Raw genomic sequence first — 17,449 nt, forward strand, 5'->3', positions numbered from 1 at the left:
GATATAAAAGATGTCAGAATTGTGACGAATCGTTGTAATATTTGTTCCTTTATTGAAACCGTTTTTAAAAAAAAGTACACTGAAGTTATAATAAATTAATAGTATAACTAGGACACCGTAGATAGGGTTAAGTGCTATGCGGTATTTGATATCCCAAGCCAAATGCCACATGAATGACTCTATTTACAACAAAAGGGGGCGCCTGAAAAGTCATTTTGAGGCGCCCCCTTTTGCGTCTGTCTTGCGGTTTCGCCGCAGATACCATTGCGGCGGGGATGGCGGAAAACTTGTTTCGTCCGCCGCGGGAGCAAAAATTAAGGGTGTCTGGAAAGTGTTTCGCTTTTCCGGACACCCTCTATTGTTTTTAATGCAACCATTTTTTCAATGTATCGAACGGGAACAATTCAAAGAATCCGTTCCAGGAATCTTCGTTAAAGATATCCAAATCCGTGCATTTTTTCGTCGGAATATCCTCTTCTTTCAGATATATCAAGCGCTGTTTCGGACAGGCGTCGGTCGCCAGTTTTCCCGTTTCGATATCGATCACGACCCCTTTGACGCCATCGGGCACATCAAAGGATTCGTTTGGTTTGTCTTTGTGGACCGTTTCCATGAAATCGATCCAGACCTGCTTATGGGCGGACATATCCGATGAAGAAGACAACGTTTTTCCCTGGTCGTATCCGTTCCAAACGCCCGCCGTCAGAGTCGGGCTAAAGCCGATGATCCACTGGTCCGAAACGGTTGTTCCGGATTTTGCCGCGTACGTATGCGTCATTTTGGACCGGAGGGAAACGCCGGTTGCAGGCGAATAATCATTGAAAACCGGATCAAACATTCCTGTCATCATTTGCGTCAAAATGAACGCATCCTGTTCGGAGATGACCTGTTCTTCTTTCGGCTTTTCATATTCGTATACGACTTCGCCTTCCGCGTTTGTAATGGATAAGATCGTCGTCGGCTTCCGTTCCTGTCCTTTTGCCGCGATGATATTGAACGCATTCGTCAAATCATATAGAGAGTTTTCGACTGTGCCAAGCGCCATGGATGGATTATCTTTATCGGAATATCTTAAATGGAACCGCTTGGACATATCGCGGAATTTTTCATAGCCGATTTGTTCCAGCGTTTTCACCGCGTAAATGTTGTCGGAGATGGCAATGGCCTGGGCCATGGACATGTCGCCATCCGCGAATTTTCCATTGACGTTTTGAGGTTTGTACGTTGCCCGTCCATTATCGTACGTAAAGATCGTTTCGCCGACATCTAGGAAAGTCAACGGCGTAAAGCCGTTTTCCAATGCCGCCGCATAAAGGATCGGCTTGATGGCGGAACCCGGCTGGCGTTTTGCCTGGGTAACCCGGTTATAGGAACTTTCCTGATAATTCCGGCCGCCGACAAGGGATGTCACTTGCCCCGTTTTCACATCCATGCTGACGAAGGCCACTTGCAGGTCGTTTTTTGGCATATTTTTTTCAATGGCTTCTTCCGCCGCTTTTTGGTGGGCAGGGTTCAAAGTCGTTTTGATCACCCAGCCGCCCGCCCGGATATTGAGGTTTTTCTCTTCCAATATTTTTTCCGCTTCCTGCCAGGCGACATCCAAAAAGTAAGGGGCAACGCTTTTCGAAGCCGTCCATTGATCATTTTTCAGCACGATTTTTTCGGACAAGGCCCGTTCTTTCTGTTCCGGAGTAATTTTATTTTGCTCTTCCATTAAGGACAGAATGAGTTTTTGACGTCCGATCGCCTTGTCATAGTTATTGAGGGGCGAATAGATGCTTGGTCCTTTCGGGATGCCCGCAAGCAGCGCGGATTCGGCGAGAGTCAGGTCGCTGGCCGATTTGCCGAAGTAATACCGGCTTGCCGCTTCCGCTCCATACATGCCGTGCCCGTAGTTGACGGTATTCAAATAGGCTTCTAGTATTTCATCCTTAGAATAGAAGATTTCCAGACGATAGGCGTAAATGGCTTCCAGGATTTTTCTGGACCAGGTTTTATCTAAACTCAAATAGAGATTTCTCGCTAATTGCTGGGTGATGGTGCTCGCGCCTTGGGCTTTGCTCCGGGTTTTCAAATCGGTCAGGAGGGCGCTTGCGATCCTAGGAATATCAAAACCGTGGTGCCGATAGAAATCTTTGTCTTCCACGGCGATGGTCGCTTCTATTAAATAAGGTGAAATTTCATCGAGCTCTTTCCAGTAGCGCCGCTCGTCCGTGAAATGATCGCCGATCTGGTGGCCGTTCCTGTCCAAAAAAACCGTCGCTTTCGGAATCGTCAACGGCGGTGCTCCCGCAATCTGCGCAAACAGCCGCAAACCTCCCAGAGCGACGATGAAGGCGCATAGAAAGACAATGGAATAGAAAGTGATTCGTCTTTTCCGTTTTTTTCTTCTGATTTTCCGCTGATAACTCCGTCGATCCATCCATTTCACCCCATTTCATCCGATTATCCATAGTATGTACTTGAAAATGGCAGTTTAATCGAAAAGTTACGGAAAAAAACTGTTGCACTTTGTCTAAAAACGTCTATACTTTTTCTGTATGAAATTTTTTGCTTTAGCAGGCAACCATGTACATCGGATGAAATTGTCATTTGTTTGAATCTATAAGAGAATACGAAATATGTCGAAAAAAGTTCCGGATTCTTTTGAATTTGAAATGTTCAGCTTTATATGGAAAATCAAAGATCAATAGAGTAGGTGATGGATATGCGTTTTGACGAAACATATTCCGGCAATGTGTTCATTAAGAGCCATCAAAACTATGAAGAGGCCAAAGCGGTGCTTTACGGCATGCCGATGGATTGGACGGTGAGCTTCCGTCCGGGTTCCCGTTTCGGTCCGGCGAGAATCCGTGAAGTGTCCGTGGGTCTTGAGGAATACAGCCCGTATCTTGACCGTGAATTGGATGAAGTGAAGTTTTTCGACGCGGGCGATATTCCGCTTCCATTCGGGAATGCGCAAAAAGCGTTGGATGAAATCGAAAAGTTCGTCAAAAAAGTGCTGGCGGACGGAAAAATCCCGGTCGGCATGGGCGGCGAGCATTTGGTGACATGGCCGGTGGTAAAGGCCGTGTATGAAAAATATCCGGATATTGCCGTTCTTCATTTTGACGCCCATACCGATTTGCGCACGGATTATGAAGGGGAGCCGTTGAGCCATGCAACGCCGATCCGGAAAATCGCGGAATTGATCGGTCCGGGCAATGTATATTCGTTCGGCATCCGATCCGGTTTGAAGGAAGAGTTTGAATGGGCGAAAGAAAACGGCATGTTCATTGCCAAATTTGAAGTGCTCGAACCGTTGAAAGAAGTGTTGCCGTCATTGGAAGGACGCAATGTTTATATTACGACGGATATCGATGTTCTGGATCCCGCTTTTGCCCCTGGCACAGGTACGGTGGACTGCGGAGGCATTACGTCAAAAGAATTGCTCGCGTCCATCCACGCGATTGCAAGAAGCGGAGTGAATGTCGTGGGCTTCGACCTGGTGGAAGTCGCTCCGGTATTGGACCACTCCGAGATGACCGTGAACACGGCTTCCAAATTGTTAAGGGAAATGATCCTTGGCTGGATTAAGTAATCAGGCCGGGCATAAGGCGACCAAAGTTTGCCGGTTGGACAAGCTTTGGTCGTTTTTGTTTGGCTTGGATTTTTGGGGATGGACGGATAAGTTCCAAAAGGATGTTCATCAACCTCCGCTATAATCATGCAGGAGGTATGCGCCCAATCGGATTGATTGCAATGCATGTTCATCAAACCCGGGGCAATCGGTTCGGGGATATCAACGCAAACTCCCGGGATATCGCCGCACCCCCCGCCATTGCCGATCATGCCGCGGGCCTAAAAGCATCCCAATTCCTGATTCCATCTTGCTAAGAAATGAAAATTCATCCTATAATATTTAAGTTATAGTAATAAATAAGGAGTGCCCACGGGAAATGAGTGTTGAAAAGAACGTAAAAATCAGGGTGATTTCGAAGATCTGTCCAATCGACGGGGACGAAGAAACTTACGAACTGTGGCTGCAAGGGATTTGGATCAAAAAGAACGACAATATGTACTTGCGGTATGAAGAAATCATGGAGGATAAAAAAATCAAAACGACCGTGAAAATGAACAGCGACAATGCACTCATTTTGCGAAGTGGAGACGTCAATATGCGGCTGCCGTTCAGCCTGGAAAGCAGGCAAAACGGCCATTACGATACAATGTACGGCACATTGCCTTTGCAGACGAAAACTTACCGGATCGGGCTTGAGCATTCGGAGGAAGACAATATCAGTGGCAGATTCAATGTGCAATATGATTTAATTATTAGTGGACATTCAGTCGGTCATTATTCATTGGAAATACAATACACGGAGGGACAAGCATGAATGCAGTAGAACAATTGCAGGAAAAACTGAAAAACTTGTTGAAATCGGCTGTGGAAAAAGCGCAACTTGTGGAAGAGGGGACGGAATTTACGGTTCATATAGAAGTGCCGAAAGACAAGTCCAAAGGCGATTTCGCGACAAACTTGGCGATGCAGCTGACGAAACTGGCGAAAAAGCCTCCGCGCCAAATCGCGGATGCCATAGTGGAAAACCTCGAGACGGAAGGCACGGAAATTGAAAAAGTGGAAATTGCAGGGCCCGGCTTTATCAATATTTTTGTGCGCAAAGATTTCCTCGCGGATATCGTCAAGGCGGTGTTCGAACAGGGCGAAAACTATGGCCGTTCCAATGCCGGCGGCGGCGAAAAAATTCAGGTGGAATTTGTATCCGCGAATCCTACGGGGGACCTTCACCTGGGACATGCCCGCGGTGCTGCATTCGGCGACTCCCTATGCAACGTTTTAGATTTTGCGGGATACGATGTCACTCGGGAATATTACATCAACGATGCGGGGAACCAGATCAACAATTTGGCCCGGTCCTTGGAAGCGCGCTACAAACAGCAGCTCGGGCTTGATGCGGAAATGCCGGAAGACGGCTACTACGGCCAGGACATTATCGATATCGCGAAAAGATTGGTTGAAGAATATGGGGATTCCATATTGGAAAAATCCGATGAAGAACGCTTCAACTTCTTCCGCGAAAAAGGACTCGCCCTTGAACTGGAAAAACTGAAAAAAGACTTGGAAAACTTCCGCGTGCACTTTGATGTATGGTATTCCGAAACTTCATTATATAAGAGCGGAAAAATTGAAAAAGCTTTGGAGAAATTAAGAAACAACGGCCACATCTATGAAAAGGACGGCGCGACATGGTTCCGCTCCACGACATTCGGCGACGACAAAGACCGCGTATTGATCAAATCGGACGGTTCTTACACTTATTTGACGCCGGACATCGCCTATCACGAAGATAAAATACAGCGCGGCTTCGACAAAATCATCAACGTCTGGGGAGCAGACCACCACGGCTACATCCCGCGCATGAAAGCGGCCATCGAAGCCCTTGGATACGACCGCGACAAACTCGAAGTCAAAGTCATCCAAATGGTGCAGCTTTATAAAAACGGCGAAAAATACAAAATGAGCAAACGCACGGGGAATGCGGTGACAATGCGCGAGCTTGTGGAAGAAGCGGGTCTGGATGCAGTGCGCTATTACTTCGTGAAGACGGCATGCGATTCCCATATGGACTTCGACATCGACCTTGCCGTGGCGGAAACGAACGAAAACCCGGTTTACTACGCCCAATATGCCCACGCGCGCATTTGTTCCATTTTGCGGGCGGCGGGGGAGCAAGGATTCCGCCCTTCATTGGACAACTTGAATCTATTGGCGGATGAAAAATCGGAGGAAGTGCTGAAAATCGTCGGCGCCTTCCCGCAAGTTGTGGCGGAAGCGGCAAAACACCGCACGCCGCACCGCATCGCCAACTACATCCAGGAATTGGCGGCCGCATTCCACAGCTTCTACAATGCGGAAAAGGTATTGAACCCGGACAATAAAGAATTGACGGAAGCACGCCTCGCTTTAATTCAGGCGGTTCGCACAACCCTTGCCAACGCATTGAGATTGATCGGCGTTTCCGCACCGGAAAGGATGTAAATTTTATAAAAGAGCGGATAGGAAAATGTTTTGTTTCCTAGTCCGCTTTTTTTATTTTTTGATTTTGGACACTTTTATTTGTTTAAGCGGGATTCTGTCCGCGCAAGGGGTGGAGAGGGTACTCCAAGTGCCCGAAAGGAAACCTCAAGTGCCCGAGAAAGCAGTGTAAATGCCCAAGAGGATCACTCAAGCGCCCGAGAAAGTATTTCAAATGCCCGGGAGGAAATTCCAAGCGCCCGAGAAAGCAGTGTAAATGCCCAAGTGGATTACTCAAGTACCCAAGGAAACAGCTAAATTCCCAAGTAGATTACTCAAGCGGCATCAAAAATATAAATCTTACTAAAATACTATGTTTTATCTATTGACGCGGAAAGTTGTAGAAAAGTAGAATGGAATAAAGATTCGTTATTTCGGAAAAATAAATCATCCTTTTCCTATTGAAAGGCAGGTAAACGTCCGGTGAAGGAACTATTCATCAAAACAGAAAAGCAGAGGGAATGGCTGGAAAAATTAAAGGCTTTGGAACAGCCCCTGAAGGAACATGCGCAGGAAAACGATGAACAATCCCTTTTTCCCCATGCCCACATCCAAAAACTGCGGGAAATCGGCTATACGAAAATCACGTTGCCCAAGGAGCATGGCGGCGAAGGGTTGGACATTTATGATGCGGTTTTATTCCAGGAAACGTTGGGAAGCTATGATGGCAGCACGGCTCTTTCCATCGGCTGGACTTTGTCGACGGTAGGGGATTTGTTTGAATCAAAGAGCTGGCCGCAAGAAAAATTGGAGCAATTTGCAAAAGAGGTGGCGAACGGGGCCATCATCAACAAAGTGGCCAGCGAAGTGGTGACCGGAAGCCCGATCCGCGGGGGACGGCCGGCGACGACCGCAGTGAAAAAGGGAAACAAATGGGTCATCAATGGGCACAAATCCTATGCCACATGTTCCCCGGAATTGGACTATTTTATCATCACCGCCTGGATTCCGGAGCTTGAGAAGGTCGGCAATTTCTTGATTCACAAGGATACAGAAGGCTTCTCCATCAAAGAAGCGTGGGACGTCGTTGCGATGAAAGCGACCGGCAGCCATGATTTAATATTGGACAATGTGGAAGTGGATGAATCGGCGCTGGTGGAAATTCCGGAGTATAAAACCGGATTTAAATTGAATGGCTGGCTCTTGATCATTCCTGCGACTTATCTGGGAGTCGCCCAGGCGGCCCGCGATTATGCGGTGGAATTCGCCAACCGCCATTCGCCGAACAGCATCGAAGGAACGATAGCCCAATTGCCGAACGTCCAAACATTGATTGGAGAAATCGATTTGCTGTTGACGCAGGCCCGTTTTGCCATCTACGGAGCGGCACAAGGCTACATCGATTTGAGAAACAAAGGGGAACTGGAGGCAAAAGCCGAATTGATCGTCAATGCGGTCAATATCGCAAAATATACGGTCATCAACAACGCCATCAATGTGGTGGATAAAGCGATGCGGGTGGTGGGCATCAAAAGCTTGCAGCGCAACAATCCGCTTCAGCGCTATTACCGCGATGTGAGGGCAGGCCTCCATAATCCGCCGATGGATGACTTGACCATCAAAAAATTGGCGGAATATGCGCTCAAACAATCATAAAATGACCTGGATCATGGTTCCAAAAAAATGGATAGAATGAAACGTCCTCCTTTTGAAGGATGGAGGGCGTTTTTTATGCTTCTTTTCTCTTTTTTCTCTTTCGTTCTATCATTTGTTTGAGAATCCGCTATAATAAAAAATATTGATAATTACGAAACAATGAAAGATTCAAATTCTGTTGTTTTTTCTCGAAGAATACGGGAGTTTTTTATTTTTTCCCATTCATCATTTTGATTTTATTTGGAGGAAGTATGGAAACGTTTGATACATATCTCGAATGGGCAGAGGATGCGGGATGAAGAAAAAGTTGTTGCTTGCTTACGGTTCCTCTATTTTTCTATTGATGGCCAGCATGTGGCTGGCGGTTTCGATGGGTTCCGTGGATGTCCCATTTTCCGCCATCTGGGATCAGGAAGGAAATCCGAGAGCCTATAGCATCTTATGGAATATCCGCATGCCGCGCGCGGTTCTTGCGGGGCTTGTCGGGGCTGCCCTTGCCATCGCGGGGGCGGCATTCCAGGGGCTGTTGAGGAATCCGTTGGCGGATCCGTATACGATCGGCGTGTCGTCCGGCGCTTCCGTGGGGGCGATTTCCACCATATTTTTCGGCATTTCCTTGCCGGTTCTCGGCCCGTATACGCTGGCCGTTTTCGGCATCATCGGCGCATTTCTCACGCTGCTCATCGTCCTTGTCTTTGCGCGCCTTGTGGATAAATCCATGAAAATGGAGACCCTCATATTGACAGGGGTCATCTTCAGCTCGTTTTTAGGGTCCTGCATTTCGCTGTTGACGGCCCTTTCCCATGAAGAGCTGAAGGCCGTTGTGGGCTGGCTTCTTGGAAGCGTGGCGATGCGCGGCTGGTCCTATGTGAATATCCTCGTTCCTTTTCTCGTTATCGGATTTTTCATTCTTTGGCTGAACCGGAGAGAATTGAACGTCATGATGTACGGGGACGAGCGGGCGGCTTCCCTGGGGGTGGATGTCGTCCGGCGCAGATATGCCATCCTGGTTGGCGGATCCGTGCTGACGGGCGCCGCCGTGAGCGTTTCGGGAACGATCGGGTTTGTCGGACTGGTGGTACCGCATATCACGAGGATGATTTGGGGAGCGGATCACCGCCATTTGCTGCCGCTTTCATTTTTAAACGGAGCGAGCTTATTGATCGTTTGCGATTTGGTATCCCGCACGATCGTGGCGCCGCAGGAACTGCCGATCGGCGTGGTGACCGCGTTTGTCGGCGCGCCGGTATTTGCTTATATCTTCTTTAAACAGCGACGGAAGTAAAGGGGTGATGTGCGTGCTGAAGGTGGAACATATTTCGGGCGGCTATCAACAAACCCCGATCATTCATGATATTTCCTTTGAAGTCCAGAAAGGGGAGTTCCTCGGCATTTTGGGTCCGAACGGATGCGGGAAATCCACGTTGATCAAAATAATCAGCGGGATTATAAAACCGTCTTCGGGAAGGGTTTTCATCGACGGGACGCCGATCGAAAAGCTTTCCAAGCGTCAGTTGGCGAAGAAGATGACCGTGCTGCCGCAAATCCAGAACAACGCTTTTCCGGCGACGGTTCGGGAAACGGTGGAAATCGGCCGCTATCCGCACCAGACCGGGTTCTTCTCCAGCTGGTCGGAAGAAGATGAAAAAGCGGTCATCAAGGCGATGGAACTCACGGATGTATTGAAATATCAGGACACCAATGTGGAATTTTTGTCCGGCGGGGAAAGGCAGCGGGTATTCATTGCCCAGGCGCTGGCCCAATCTTCGGAGCTGCTGATATTGGACGAGCCTACCAACCATCTTGATATTGCCCATCAAAAACAAATTTTGGATATGATCCGCCGGGAAGTGACGGAGCACGGGCTCACCGTCGTGGCGGTCTTCCATGACATCAATCTGGCTTCCCTATACTGCGACCATTTGCTGTTGATGGAGGCGGGCAGGATGAAAGCCTACGGAGAGCCCCATGAAGTCATTATTGAGCAGCAGCTGATGGAAGTGTACGAAGCGCGCATCTCCACCCAGGCCCATCCGGAGCAGCCGAAGCCGCAAATGGCCATTTTGCCGGATTTTGAGGATGAGAAAAAGGAAAAAACGGTTTCTTTATCCAATATACAAATGGGTGCGGATTATGTCGCCTTCATCGCGGACTTCCCATTGAAAGTGCTGTCTTCGGCCGTGCACAATGCCGGGCTTGGATGGTACAGGACGTTCATCAACCGCACCGTCCCGCCGGAGTATGATATCGAGAATGTGCAAACGGAATTTATGCAATATATTATGAATAACGGCTTTTCACCGACGAATACGGTAGGCATGATGACGGCGGTGGATACGAAAAAGGCGGTCATGAAGGAGTATCCGGCTTCATTCGGCAGCCTCATCGTCATTGTCACGGCGGGAATCGGCGGGGCGGTCGATGTTTCCCGCGCCTATCAACAGACCGTATTCCAGCCCATCGGCACCATCAACACCTGGGTCATCATCAACGGAAAGTTGTCCGATGAAGCCTTCGTGCAGGGGATGATGACGGCGACGGAAGCCAAATCGAAAGCCTTGCAGACCGAAAACGTCATGGATAAATGGTCCAATACCATCGCCACGGGAACGCCGACGGACAGCCTGCTCGTGGCTGCCACGCAGCACGGCAAGTACATGCAATACGCCGGTCCGATCACGGAAGTCGGAAAAATGATAGGCAAAGGGGTTTATGAAGCGACGGTGGAAGCCATCCGAATTTATAAAAGGGAGATGGAGCAATGAAAATTTATACAAAAACAGGGGACAAAGGTAAAACAAGTCTGATCGGGGGACGGGTGCCGAAAGACCATCTGCGGGTGGAAGCGTACGGCACGATCGACGAATTGAATGCCTTTATCGGAAAGGCCGCGTCGGAATTGGATCCGGCCAAATTCCAGGACATCCTCAAAGACCTCGAAACGATCCAGCATGAGCTGTTCGACTGCGGCGGCGATTTGGCCAACGTGATGAAAGAGCGGAAATATAAATTGCAGGAAGCTTCCATCGAAGCGTTGGAGAAGCGGATTGACGCGCTTTCCGAAGAATTGCCGCCATTGAAGCGCTTTATTCTGCCGGGGGGAGCTCCCGCAGCGGCGACCCTTCATATCGCGCGGACCGTGACAAGACGCGCGGAACGCCAAGTGGTGAAATTGATGAATTCGGAAGAAGATGTGCCGGCGGTCGTCCAAAAATATTTGAACCGGCTGTCGGATTATTTCTTTGTGGCCGCACGGGCCGTCAATTTCCGGCTGAACGTGAAAGATGTGGAATATATCCGCAGCGGCGATGTATTCAGATAAATATGGAGATTGGAAAATCCGGGCAATGCTCTTAAAAATGCCCGGATTTTGATTTTTTGAAAAAAGATTTTCCCTATTGTTTCAGGATATTTTGTCAATCATAAAAATTTACTATTTGTCATAGATACAAAATATAGTATCATATTTCAAAGAACGAAATTTTTAGAAATTTTCGAATAGTTGTTGACTGAATGCTCATTCATAATTAAAATGAAGGGTAAAGACAGAAAATGTAAAGCGGTTCCATTTACAAAAGGACCAAATATTTCAGGGGGGAGTAGAAATGAATTTTCAGCTGGTGAACGGAATACTGTTCGCAGCAGTGGTTTTATACGCCGTTTATCTCTTTCTTTATTCAGTGGTTACAAGATTGCAATATATCAAGCTCGGAAAAGAGGAGAAACTGGATCTGACCTTCAAAGACCGGTTTGAGAACTTTTGGGTCAATGTCGTTGGCCAAAAGAAATTGCTGAAAGACCGGAAGAGCGGACTGATGCACCTCGTTTTATTCTATGCGTTCTTTATTATTCAGCTGGGACTCATTGAATTGATCATCAAAGCGTTTGTTCCGGGCTATACTTTTCCTCTGGGGAAAAACCATGAATTCTTTACATTCATCCAGGAATGGACCATGTTTTTGATGCTATGTGCGCTCATTTATGCGGCTTACCGCCGTTACGGGGAAAAGCTTGAGCGCCTGCAATGGAAGCGCGACCAAAAGGCGGCTTTCGTGTATATCGCGCTGATTACGCTGTGCGTTTCCCTTTTCTTGGCATTAGGGTTTGAAACGGTGGCGCTCGGGGATGAACCGGACTTCATCATGGCGCCGTTTTCCGGCTTCGTGGCCCTCGTGTTTGGCGGTTTGAACCCGGATGTGGCGAATGTGCTCTTTTATGTATTCTGGTGGGTACATATGCTTGCCGTATTCACATTCCTGGTATTTGTGCCTCAATCCAAGCAGTTCCACGAAGTCTTTGTGACAATCGGGCTTTTCTTCAAAAGGGCGAAGAAGGCCGGACGCCTGCGCAAAATCGACTTTGACGATGAAGAGGCCGAATCCTTCGGGGTTGGGAAAATTGAAGATTTCACCCGTATTCAATTAATGGATTTATATTCCTGCGTGGAATGCGGCCGCTGTACAAACATGTGTCCGGCAACAGGCACAGGAAAAATGCTTTCGCCGATGGATTTGATGATCAAACTGCGCGACCATTTGACGTATACGGGAGCGGTGGTGACGAAGAGAAAGCCTTGGGTGCCCGGCTTTGTCTGGAACAAAACGAAAGGAAACCAATTGGCCATGGCGGCGGGCGCTGAAGGGGCGGTCATCGAGGACATTTATTCTCCTTCATTGATCGGCGATGTCATCACGGAAGAGGAAATCTGGGCATGTACAACATGCCGCAACTGTGAAGACCAATGCCCGGTCATGAATGAACATGTCCATAAAATCATCGACCTCCGCCGTTATTTGACGATGACGGAAGGACGCATCAACCCGGATGCGCAGCGGGCGTTGAACAATATCGAACGCCAAGGAAATCCATGGGGTCTGAACCGCAAAGAGAGGGAAAACTGGCGCGATTTGGATCCGGCCGTGCATATTCCGACAGTGAAAGAAGCGGCGAAATCCGAAGAAGGCTTCGAGTACCTCTTCTGGGTAGGTTCCATGGGTTCATACGACAGCCGTTCCCAAAAAATCGCAATGTCCTTCGCGCGTTTGTTGAATGCGGCAGGCGTGAAGTTCGCGATTTTGGGAAATAAAGAGAAAAACTCCGGCGATACGCCAAGACGCCTTGGAAACGAGTTCCTGTTCCAGGAGCTGGCGGAAGGCAACATCAAAGAATTCGAGAAATACGGCGTGAAGAAGATTGTGACGATCGACCCGCACGCTTACAACATCTTCAAAAACGAATACAAAGATTTCGGATGGGAAGGGGAAGTGTACCACCATACCGAACTCTTGCACAAGCTCATTGAAGAAGGAAAATTGACATTGAACTATCCGGTGAATGAAACGATCGTTTTCCACGATTCCTGCTACTTGGGCCGCTACAACAATGTGTATGACGCGCCTCGGGAAATCTTGAAAGCCATCCCTGGCGTGAAGCTGGTGGAAATGGAGCGCAACCGCGAAACGGCGATGTGCTGCGGTGCGGGCGGCGGATTGATGTGGATGGAAGACCGTGTCGGAAACCGCATCAACGTGGCGCGTACGGAACAGGCGCTTGCGACAAACGCATCCGTGATTTCTGCCGGCTGTCCATACTGCTTGACGATGCTCACGGACGGTACGAAAGCGAAGGAAGTGGAAGACCAAATCAAGACATATGATGTATGTGAATTGTTGGAACGCTCCGTCTTCGGGGAAAAAGTGAAGGAAGAAGCGGCGGAAGAAACGGCTGTTCCGGAAGAAGAAGCGGCAGTGGAAACGCAATAAAGATGGATGGATTGGCGCCGGGGAAAAGGATCGGCTCCGGCATTTCCAATGACATTGATGCCGATGGGATGGAAAAGGGCGAATGGAAGCATTCGCCCTTTTCTTTTGTTTTTGGAGGGTGTGGGGAAAGGGGCTGCAATACTTGGGGGATGGGGTCGTATCTTGGGCAGATGGGATTTTACCTTGGGCGGATAGGATAGCAACTTGGGCAAAAGGAAGTCAACTTGGGCAGATGGAATTGCATCTCGGGCAAATGTGGATCCATCTCGGGCGGAAAGTACAGCATCATGGGTGGATGGAATTGCATCATGGGCAGATAGGAAGTCAACTTGGGCAGATGGAATTGCATCATGGGCAGAAAGGGAACCCAGATAGAGTTGCATCTCGGGCGGATGGGAATCCATCATGGCAGGAAAAGATAGCATTCATGGGCGGAAAGGATGGCATCATGGACAGATGAGTATTAATCTTGTGAGGAAAGAATTGCATCTTGTACAGAAAAACCTGCCAAAATATGCGGTGCTTTTCATTCATTTTCATTTTTATGAAAAATGTAGTACCCCAAAAATAGGAAATTTATATTAAAATATTAAATTGTTTGAAAAATACAAAAAATAGAATTGCTAATCTTCTATACTTTCTGTAAAATATTATAACAGGAGGCAAAAAAGGAGTTTTTTGAACTCCGTTTTTTCTTTTACTATCGCCGAACGAGCGTTCAGTCGTTTTACCGCTCGATTTTGTTAAAAATTTCTATTTCATTGATTTTTTAGGCACGTTCGAAAAAGGGGTGGAGTGTTTGAAAACAGTCATTTTAGATGGGGCAAGAACACCTTTCGGAAAATTTGGAGGCGCTTTATCGTCTCTCTCGGCATCGGATCTTGGAGGCGTTGCCATCAAAGAAGCGCTGAAAAGGGCGGATGTTCGACCGGATCAAGTGGATGAAGTGATCATGGGAACGGTCCTTCAGGCCGGGCAGGGGCAAATCCCTTCCCGGCAGGCGGCCCACAAAGCGGGTATTCCCTGGTCCGTCAAAACGGAAACCATCAACAAAGTATGCGCTTCGGGATTGAGAAGCGTTACGCTTGCAGACCAATTGATCCGGCTGGGAGAAGAGGAAGTCATCGTTGCCGGCGGTATGGAATCGATGTCCAATGCTCCCTATTACTTGATGAAAGGCCGATGGGGCTTGCGGATGGGGGATTCATCACTGATTGACGGCATGATTTACGATGGTTTATCTTGTTCGTTCCATCCGGATAATGTGCATATGGGAACATATGGGAATGCGATAGCGAAAGAATTCAACATTACCCGGGAAGAGCAGGATGCCTGGTCCCTTCGAAGCCATCAAAGGGCCATTCGGGCGATCGAAGAAGGGAAGCTGGCGGAAGAAATTGTGCCGGTGGAAGTGAAAACCCGGAAAGAAACAATCATCGTGAAGGAAGATGAAGCGCCCCGCAGAGATACATCTTTGGAAGCGCTAGCAAAATTGAAACCGGCCTTTGACAAGGACGGCACGATTACGGCAGGAAATGCGCCGGGCGTAAACGACGGAGCCTGCGCGCTTGTATTGATGAGCGAAAAACGGGCGCGGGAGGAAGGGCGCACGCCACTGGCTTACGTGCTCGCCCATGCGGAAGTGGCGGTCGAACCGCAAAACTTCCCGCAGACGCCGGGCATCGTAATCAATGAAATTCTGAAGAAAACCGGCAAAACGATTGATGACATCGACCTGATCGAAATCAATGAAGCCTTTGCGGCTGTGGCTCTTGTAAGCAACCAGATTGCCGGACTCGATCCGGAAAAAGTGAATGTCAATGGGGGAGCGGTTGCCCTCGGGCATCCGATCGGAGCTTCCGGAGCAAGAATCGTTCTGACCCTTTGCTATGAATTGAAGCGCCGCGGCGGAGGAATCGGCATTGCGGCCATTTGCTCGGGAGGCGGCCAGGGTGATGCCATCATGGTCGAAGTGCCAAAAAATTAATTACACAATAAATGGGGGAAAGGAAATGGCAATTCAAAAAGTAATGGTTGTCGGCGCCGGACAAATGGGTTCCGGCATTGCACAAGTTTGCGCTGCAGCAGGATTTGAAGTAAAACTGAACGATATTAAAGAAGAATTTTTCCAAAGAGGTCTTGCGACAATTACGAAAAACTTGTCCCGCGATGTGGAAAAGGGGCGCAAAACAGAGGAAGAGAAAGAAGCGATTTTAAACCGCATCACCAAATCCTTGAGCCTGGAAGATGCCCATGACGTGGATATCGTCATCGAAGCGGCCGTTGAAAATATGGAAGTGAAGCAATCCATTTTTAAACAACTGGATGAAATCGCGCCGGCGCATGCCATTCTCGCAACGAATACGTCTTCCCTTCCGATTACGGAAATTGCCGCTGTGACAAAACGGCCTGAAAAAGTGATCGGCATGCACTTCATGAACCCGGTGCCTGTGATGAAACTCGTGGAAATCATCCGCGGCCTTGCGACGGAAGATGAAGTATATAAAGCGGTTGAACAAATGGCGGTCGATCTTGGCAAAACGCCGGTGGAAGTAAACGACTTCCCTGGATTCGTATCCAACCGTGTCCTTCTTCCGATGATCAACGAAGCGATTTATGCATTGTATGAAGGAGTGGCTTCCAAAGAAGCGATCGACACGGTCATGAAATTGGGCATGAATCATCCGATGGGGCCGCTGCAACTCGCGGATTTCATCGGACTCGATACATGCTTGTACATCATGGAAGTATTGCATGAAGGATTGGGAGATGACAAATATCGTCCGTGTCCACTGTTAAGAAAATATGTGGCGGCCGGATGGCTCGGCAAGAAAACAGGCCGCGGCTTCTACACATATGAAGATTAAGGAGTGGAGCGGATGAACCTGAATTTCACCGAAGAGCAAGTCATGATGCGGGACATGGTGAGGGAATTTGCGCAGAACGAAATTGCGCCTTTCGTTGAAAGAATGGAAGCCGGCGAGTTTCCGAGGCCTATTTTAAACAAAATGGCGGAGCTCGGGCTCATGGGCATTACCGTGCCGGAACAATACGGCGGTTCCGGAATGGATTTCACATCCTACATCATCGCCATCAACGAACTCTCCAAGGTGAGCGCGGTGATCGGCGTCATCCTGTCCGTGCATACTTCCGTCGGCACCAACCCGATTCTATATTTCGGAACGGAAGAACAAAAACGGAAATATGTTCCGAAGCTGGCGAAAGGGGAGTATTTGGGCGCCTTTTGCCTGACGGAACCATCCGCGGGAAGCGACGCGGCTTCCCTGAAATCCAGAGCGGAGAAAAAGGGAGACAAATACATCATCAATGGCTCCAAAATCTTCATCACCAATGGCGGCGAAGCGGACGTTTATATCGTCTTTGCCAAAACGGATCCGGAAAAAGGTTCCCGCGGGGTGACGGCATTCATTGTAGAGAAAGATACGCCGGGCCTCATCATCGGGAAAAATGAAGAAAAAATGGGACTGCACGGCTCAAAAACGGTGGAGCTGAGCTTTGAAAACATGGAAGTGCCGGCGGAAAACCGCCTCGGCGAAGAAGGGGAAGGCTTCAAAATCGCGATGGCCAACCTGGACGTGGGGCGCATCGGCATTGCATCCCAGGCCCTCGGCATTGCGGAGGCGGCTTTGGATGCGGCGGTAAAGTATGCCAATGAGCGCCATCAGTTTGGAAAACCGATCATTGCCAACCAAGGAATCGCCTTCAAGCTGGCGGACATGGCAACGGCGGTGGAAGCGGCAAGGCTGCTTGTATACCGGGCGGCGGACCTGCGCACAAGGGGGCTTCCTTGCAGCAAGGAAGCGTCGATGGCGAAGCTGTTTGCATCCCAGACGGCAAGGGAAGTGGCCATCGAAGCGGTGCAGGTGTTCGGCGGATACGGCTACACGAAAGATTATCCGGTGGAACGCTACTTCCGCGACGCCAAGATCACGGAAATCTACGAAGGCACAAGCGAAATCCAGCGCATCGTCATCAGCAAACACTTATAAGGGCG

The 17,449-nt window shown here is 48.9% G+C and carries 13 protein-coding genes; 12 read left to right on the plus strand and 1 reads right to left on the minus strand.

Features of this window, described 5'->3' with window-relative positions:
- Positions 1 to 364 precede the first annotated feature (364 nt).
- Entirely contained in the window at positions 365 to 2,422 is a 2,058-nt protein-coding gene (locus tag FKZ59_RS07550; protein ID WP_141602146.1) for a transglycosylase domain-containing protein, read from the minus strand.
- A gap of 285 nt (positions 2,423 to 2,707) precedes the next feature.
- On the opposite strand from FKZ59_RS07550, the gene speB reads away from it, so the two are divergent.
- The 12 genes from speB to FKZ59_RS07605 all read left to right on the plus strand — a co-directional run bounded on the left by speB (position 2,708) and on the right by FKZ59_RS07605 (position 17,444).
- Positions 2,708 to 3,580: an agmatinase gene (gene speB, locus FKZ59_RS07555; RefSeq protein ID WP_141602147.1), complete on the plus strand. Its 873-nt coding sequence runs from the start codon at positions 2,708 to 2,710 to the stop codon at positions 3,578 to 3,580.
- 137 nt (positions 3,581 to 3,717) lie between these two features.
- A complete protein-coding gene (locus tag FKZ59_RS14715; protein WP_181733222.1) occupies positions 3,718 to 3,876 on the plus strand; it encodes a hypothetical protein in 159 nt (52 codons plus the stop codon).
- Between the two features lie 62 nt (positions 3,877 to 3,938).
- Positions 3,939 to 4,376 carry a DUF1934 domain-containing protein gene (locus tag FKZ59_RS07560; protein WP_141602148.1) on the plus strand — a complete coding sequence of 146 codons (438 nt, stop codon included), beginning with the start codon at positions 3,939 to 3,941 and terminating at the stop codon, positions 4,374 to 4,376.
- Entirely contained in the window at positions 4,373 to 6,040 is a 1,668-nt protein-coding gene (argS, locus tag FKZ59_RS07565) for an arginine--tRNA ligase (protein WP_141602149.1), read from the plus strand. The genes FKZ59_RS07560 and argS overlap by 4 nt, the downstream gene beginning before the upstream one ends.
- Before the next feature lie 459 nt (positions 6,041 to 6,499).
- Positions 6,500 to 7,672 carry an acyl-CoA dehydrogenase family protein gene (locus FKZ59_RS07570; RefSeq protein ID WP_141602150.1) on the plus strand — a complete coding sequence of 391 codons (1,173 nt, stop codon included), beginning with the start codon at positions 6,500 to 6,502 and terminating at the stop codon, positions 7,670 to 7,672.
- Between the two features lie 295 nt (positions 7,673 to 7,967).
- A complete protein-coding gene (locus FKZ59_RS07575) occupies positions 7,968 to 8,957 on the plus strand; it encodes a FecCD family ABC transporter permease (protein ID WP_141602151.1) in 990 nt (329 codons plus the stop codon).
- A 13-nt stretch (positions 8,958 to 8,970) separates the two neighbouring features.
- Complete coding sequence (locus tag FKZ59_RS07580; protein WP_141602152.1) at positions 8,971 to 10,437, plus strand: adenosylcobinamide amidohydrolase; 1,467 nt, start codon at positions 8,971 to 8,973, stop codon at positions 10,435 to 10,437.
- Positions 10,434 to 10,994, plus strand: a complete 561-nt coding sequence (locus tag FKZ59_RS07585; protein ID WP_141602153.1) for a cob(I)yrinic acid a,c-diamide adenosyltransferase — start codon at positions 10,434 to 10,436, stop codon at positions 10,992 to 10,994. Before FKZ59_RS07580 ends, FKZ59_RS07585 begins: the two co-directional genes overlap by 4 nt.
- A 283-nt stretch (positions 10,995 to 11,277) precedes the next feature.
- Complete coding sequence (locus tag FKZ59_RS07590) at positions 11,278 to 13,434, plus strand: (Fe-S)-binding protein (protein ID WP_141602154.1); 2,157 nt, start codon at positions 11,278 to 11,280, stop codon at positions 13,432 to 13,434.
- A gap of 799 nt (positions 13,435 to 14,233) precedes the next feature.
- Positions 14,234 to 15,421 carry an acetyl-CoA C-acetyltransferase gene (locus FKZ59_RS07595; RefSeq protein WP_141602155.1) on the plus strand — a complete coding sequence of 396 codons (1,188 nt, stop codon included), beginning with the start codon at positions 14,234 to 14,236 and terminating at the stop codon, positions 15,419 to 15,421.
- Between the two features lie 25 nt (positions 15,422 to 15,446).
- Positions 15,447 to 16,301: a 3-hydroxybutyryl-CoA dehydrogenase gene (locus FKZ59_RS07600; protein WP_141602156.1), complete on the plus strand. Its 855-nt coding sequence runs from the start codon at positions 15,447 to 15,449 to the stop codon at positions 16,299 to 16,301.
- A gap of 12 nt (positions 16,302 to 16,313) precedes the next feature.
- Positions 16,314 to 17,444 (plus strand): acyl-CoA dehydrogenase, encoded by a 1,131-nt coding sequence (locus tag FKZ59_RS07605; RefSeq protein WP_141602157.1) that lies wholly within the window; start codon positions 16,314 to 16,316, stop codon positions 17,442 to 17,444.
- Positions 17,445 to 17,449: the final 5 nt, after the last annotated feature.

It is taken from the genome of Ureibacillus terrenus (genome assembly GCF_006569205.1).
GTDB lineage: Bacteria > Bacillota > Bacilli > Bacillales_A > Planococcaceae > Ureibacillus > Ureibacillus terrenus.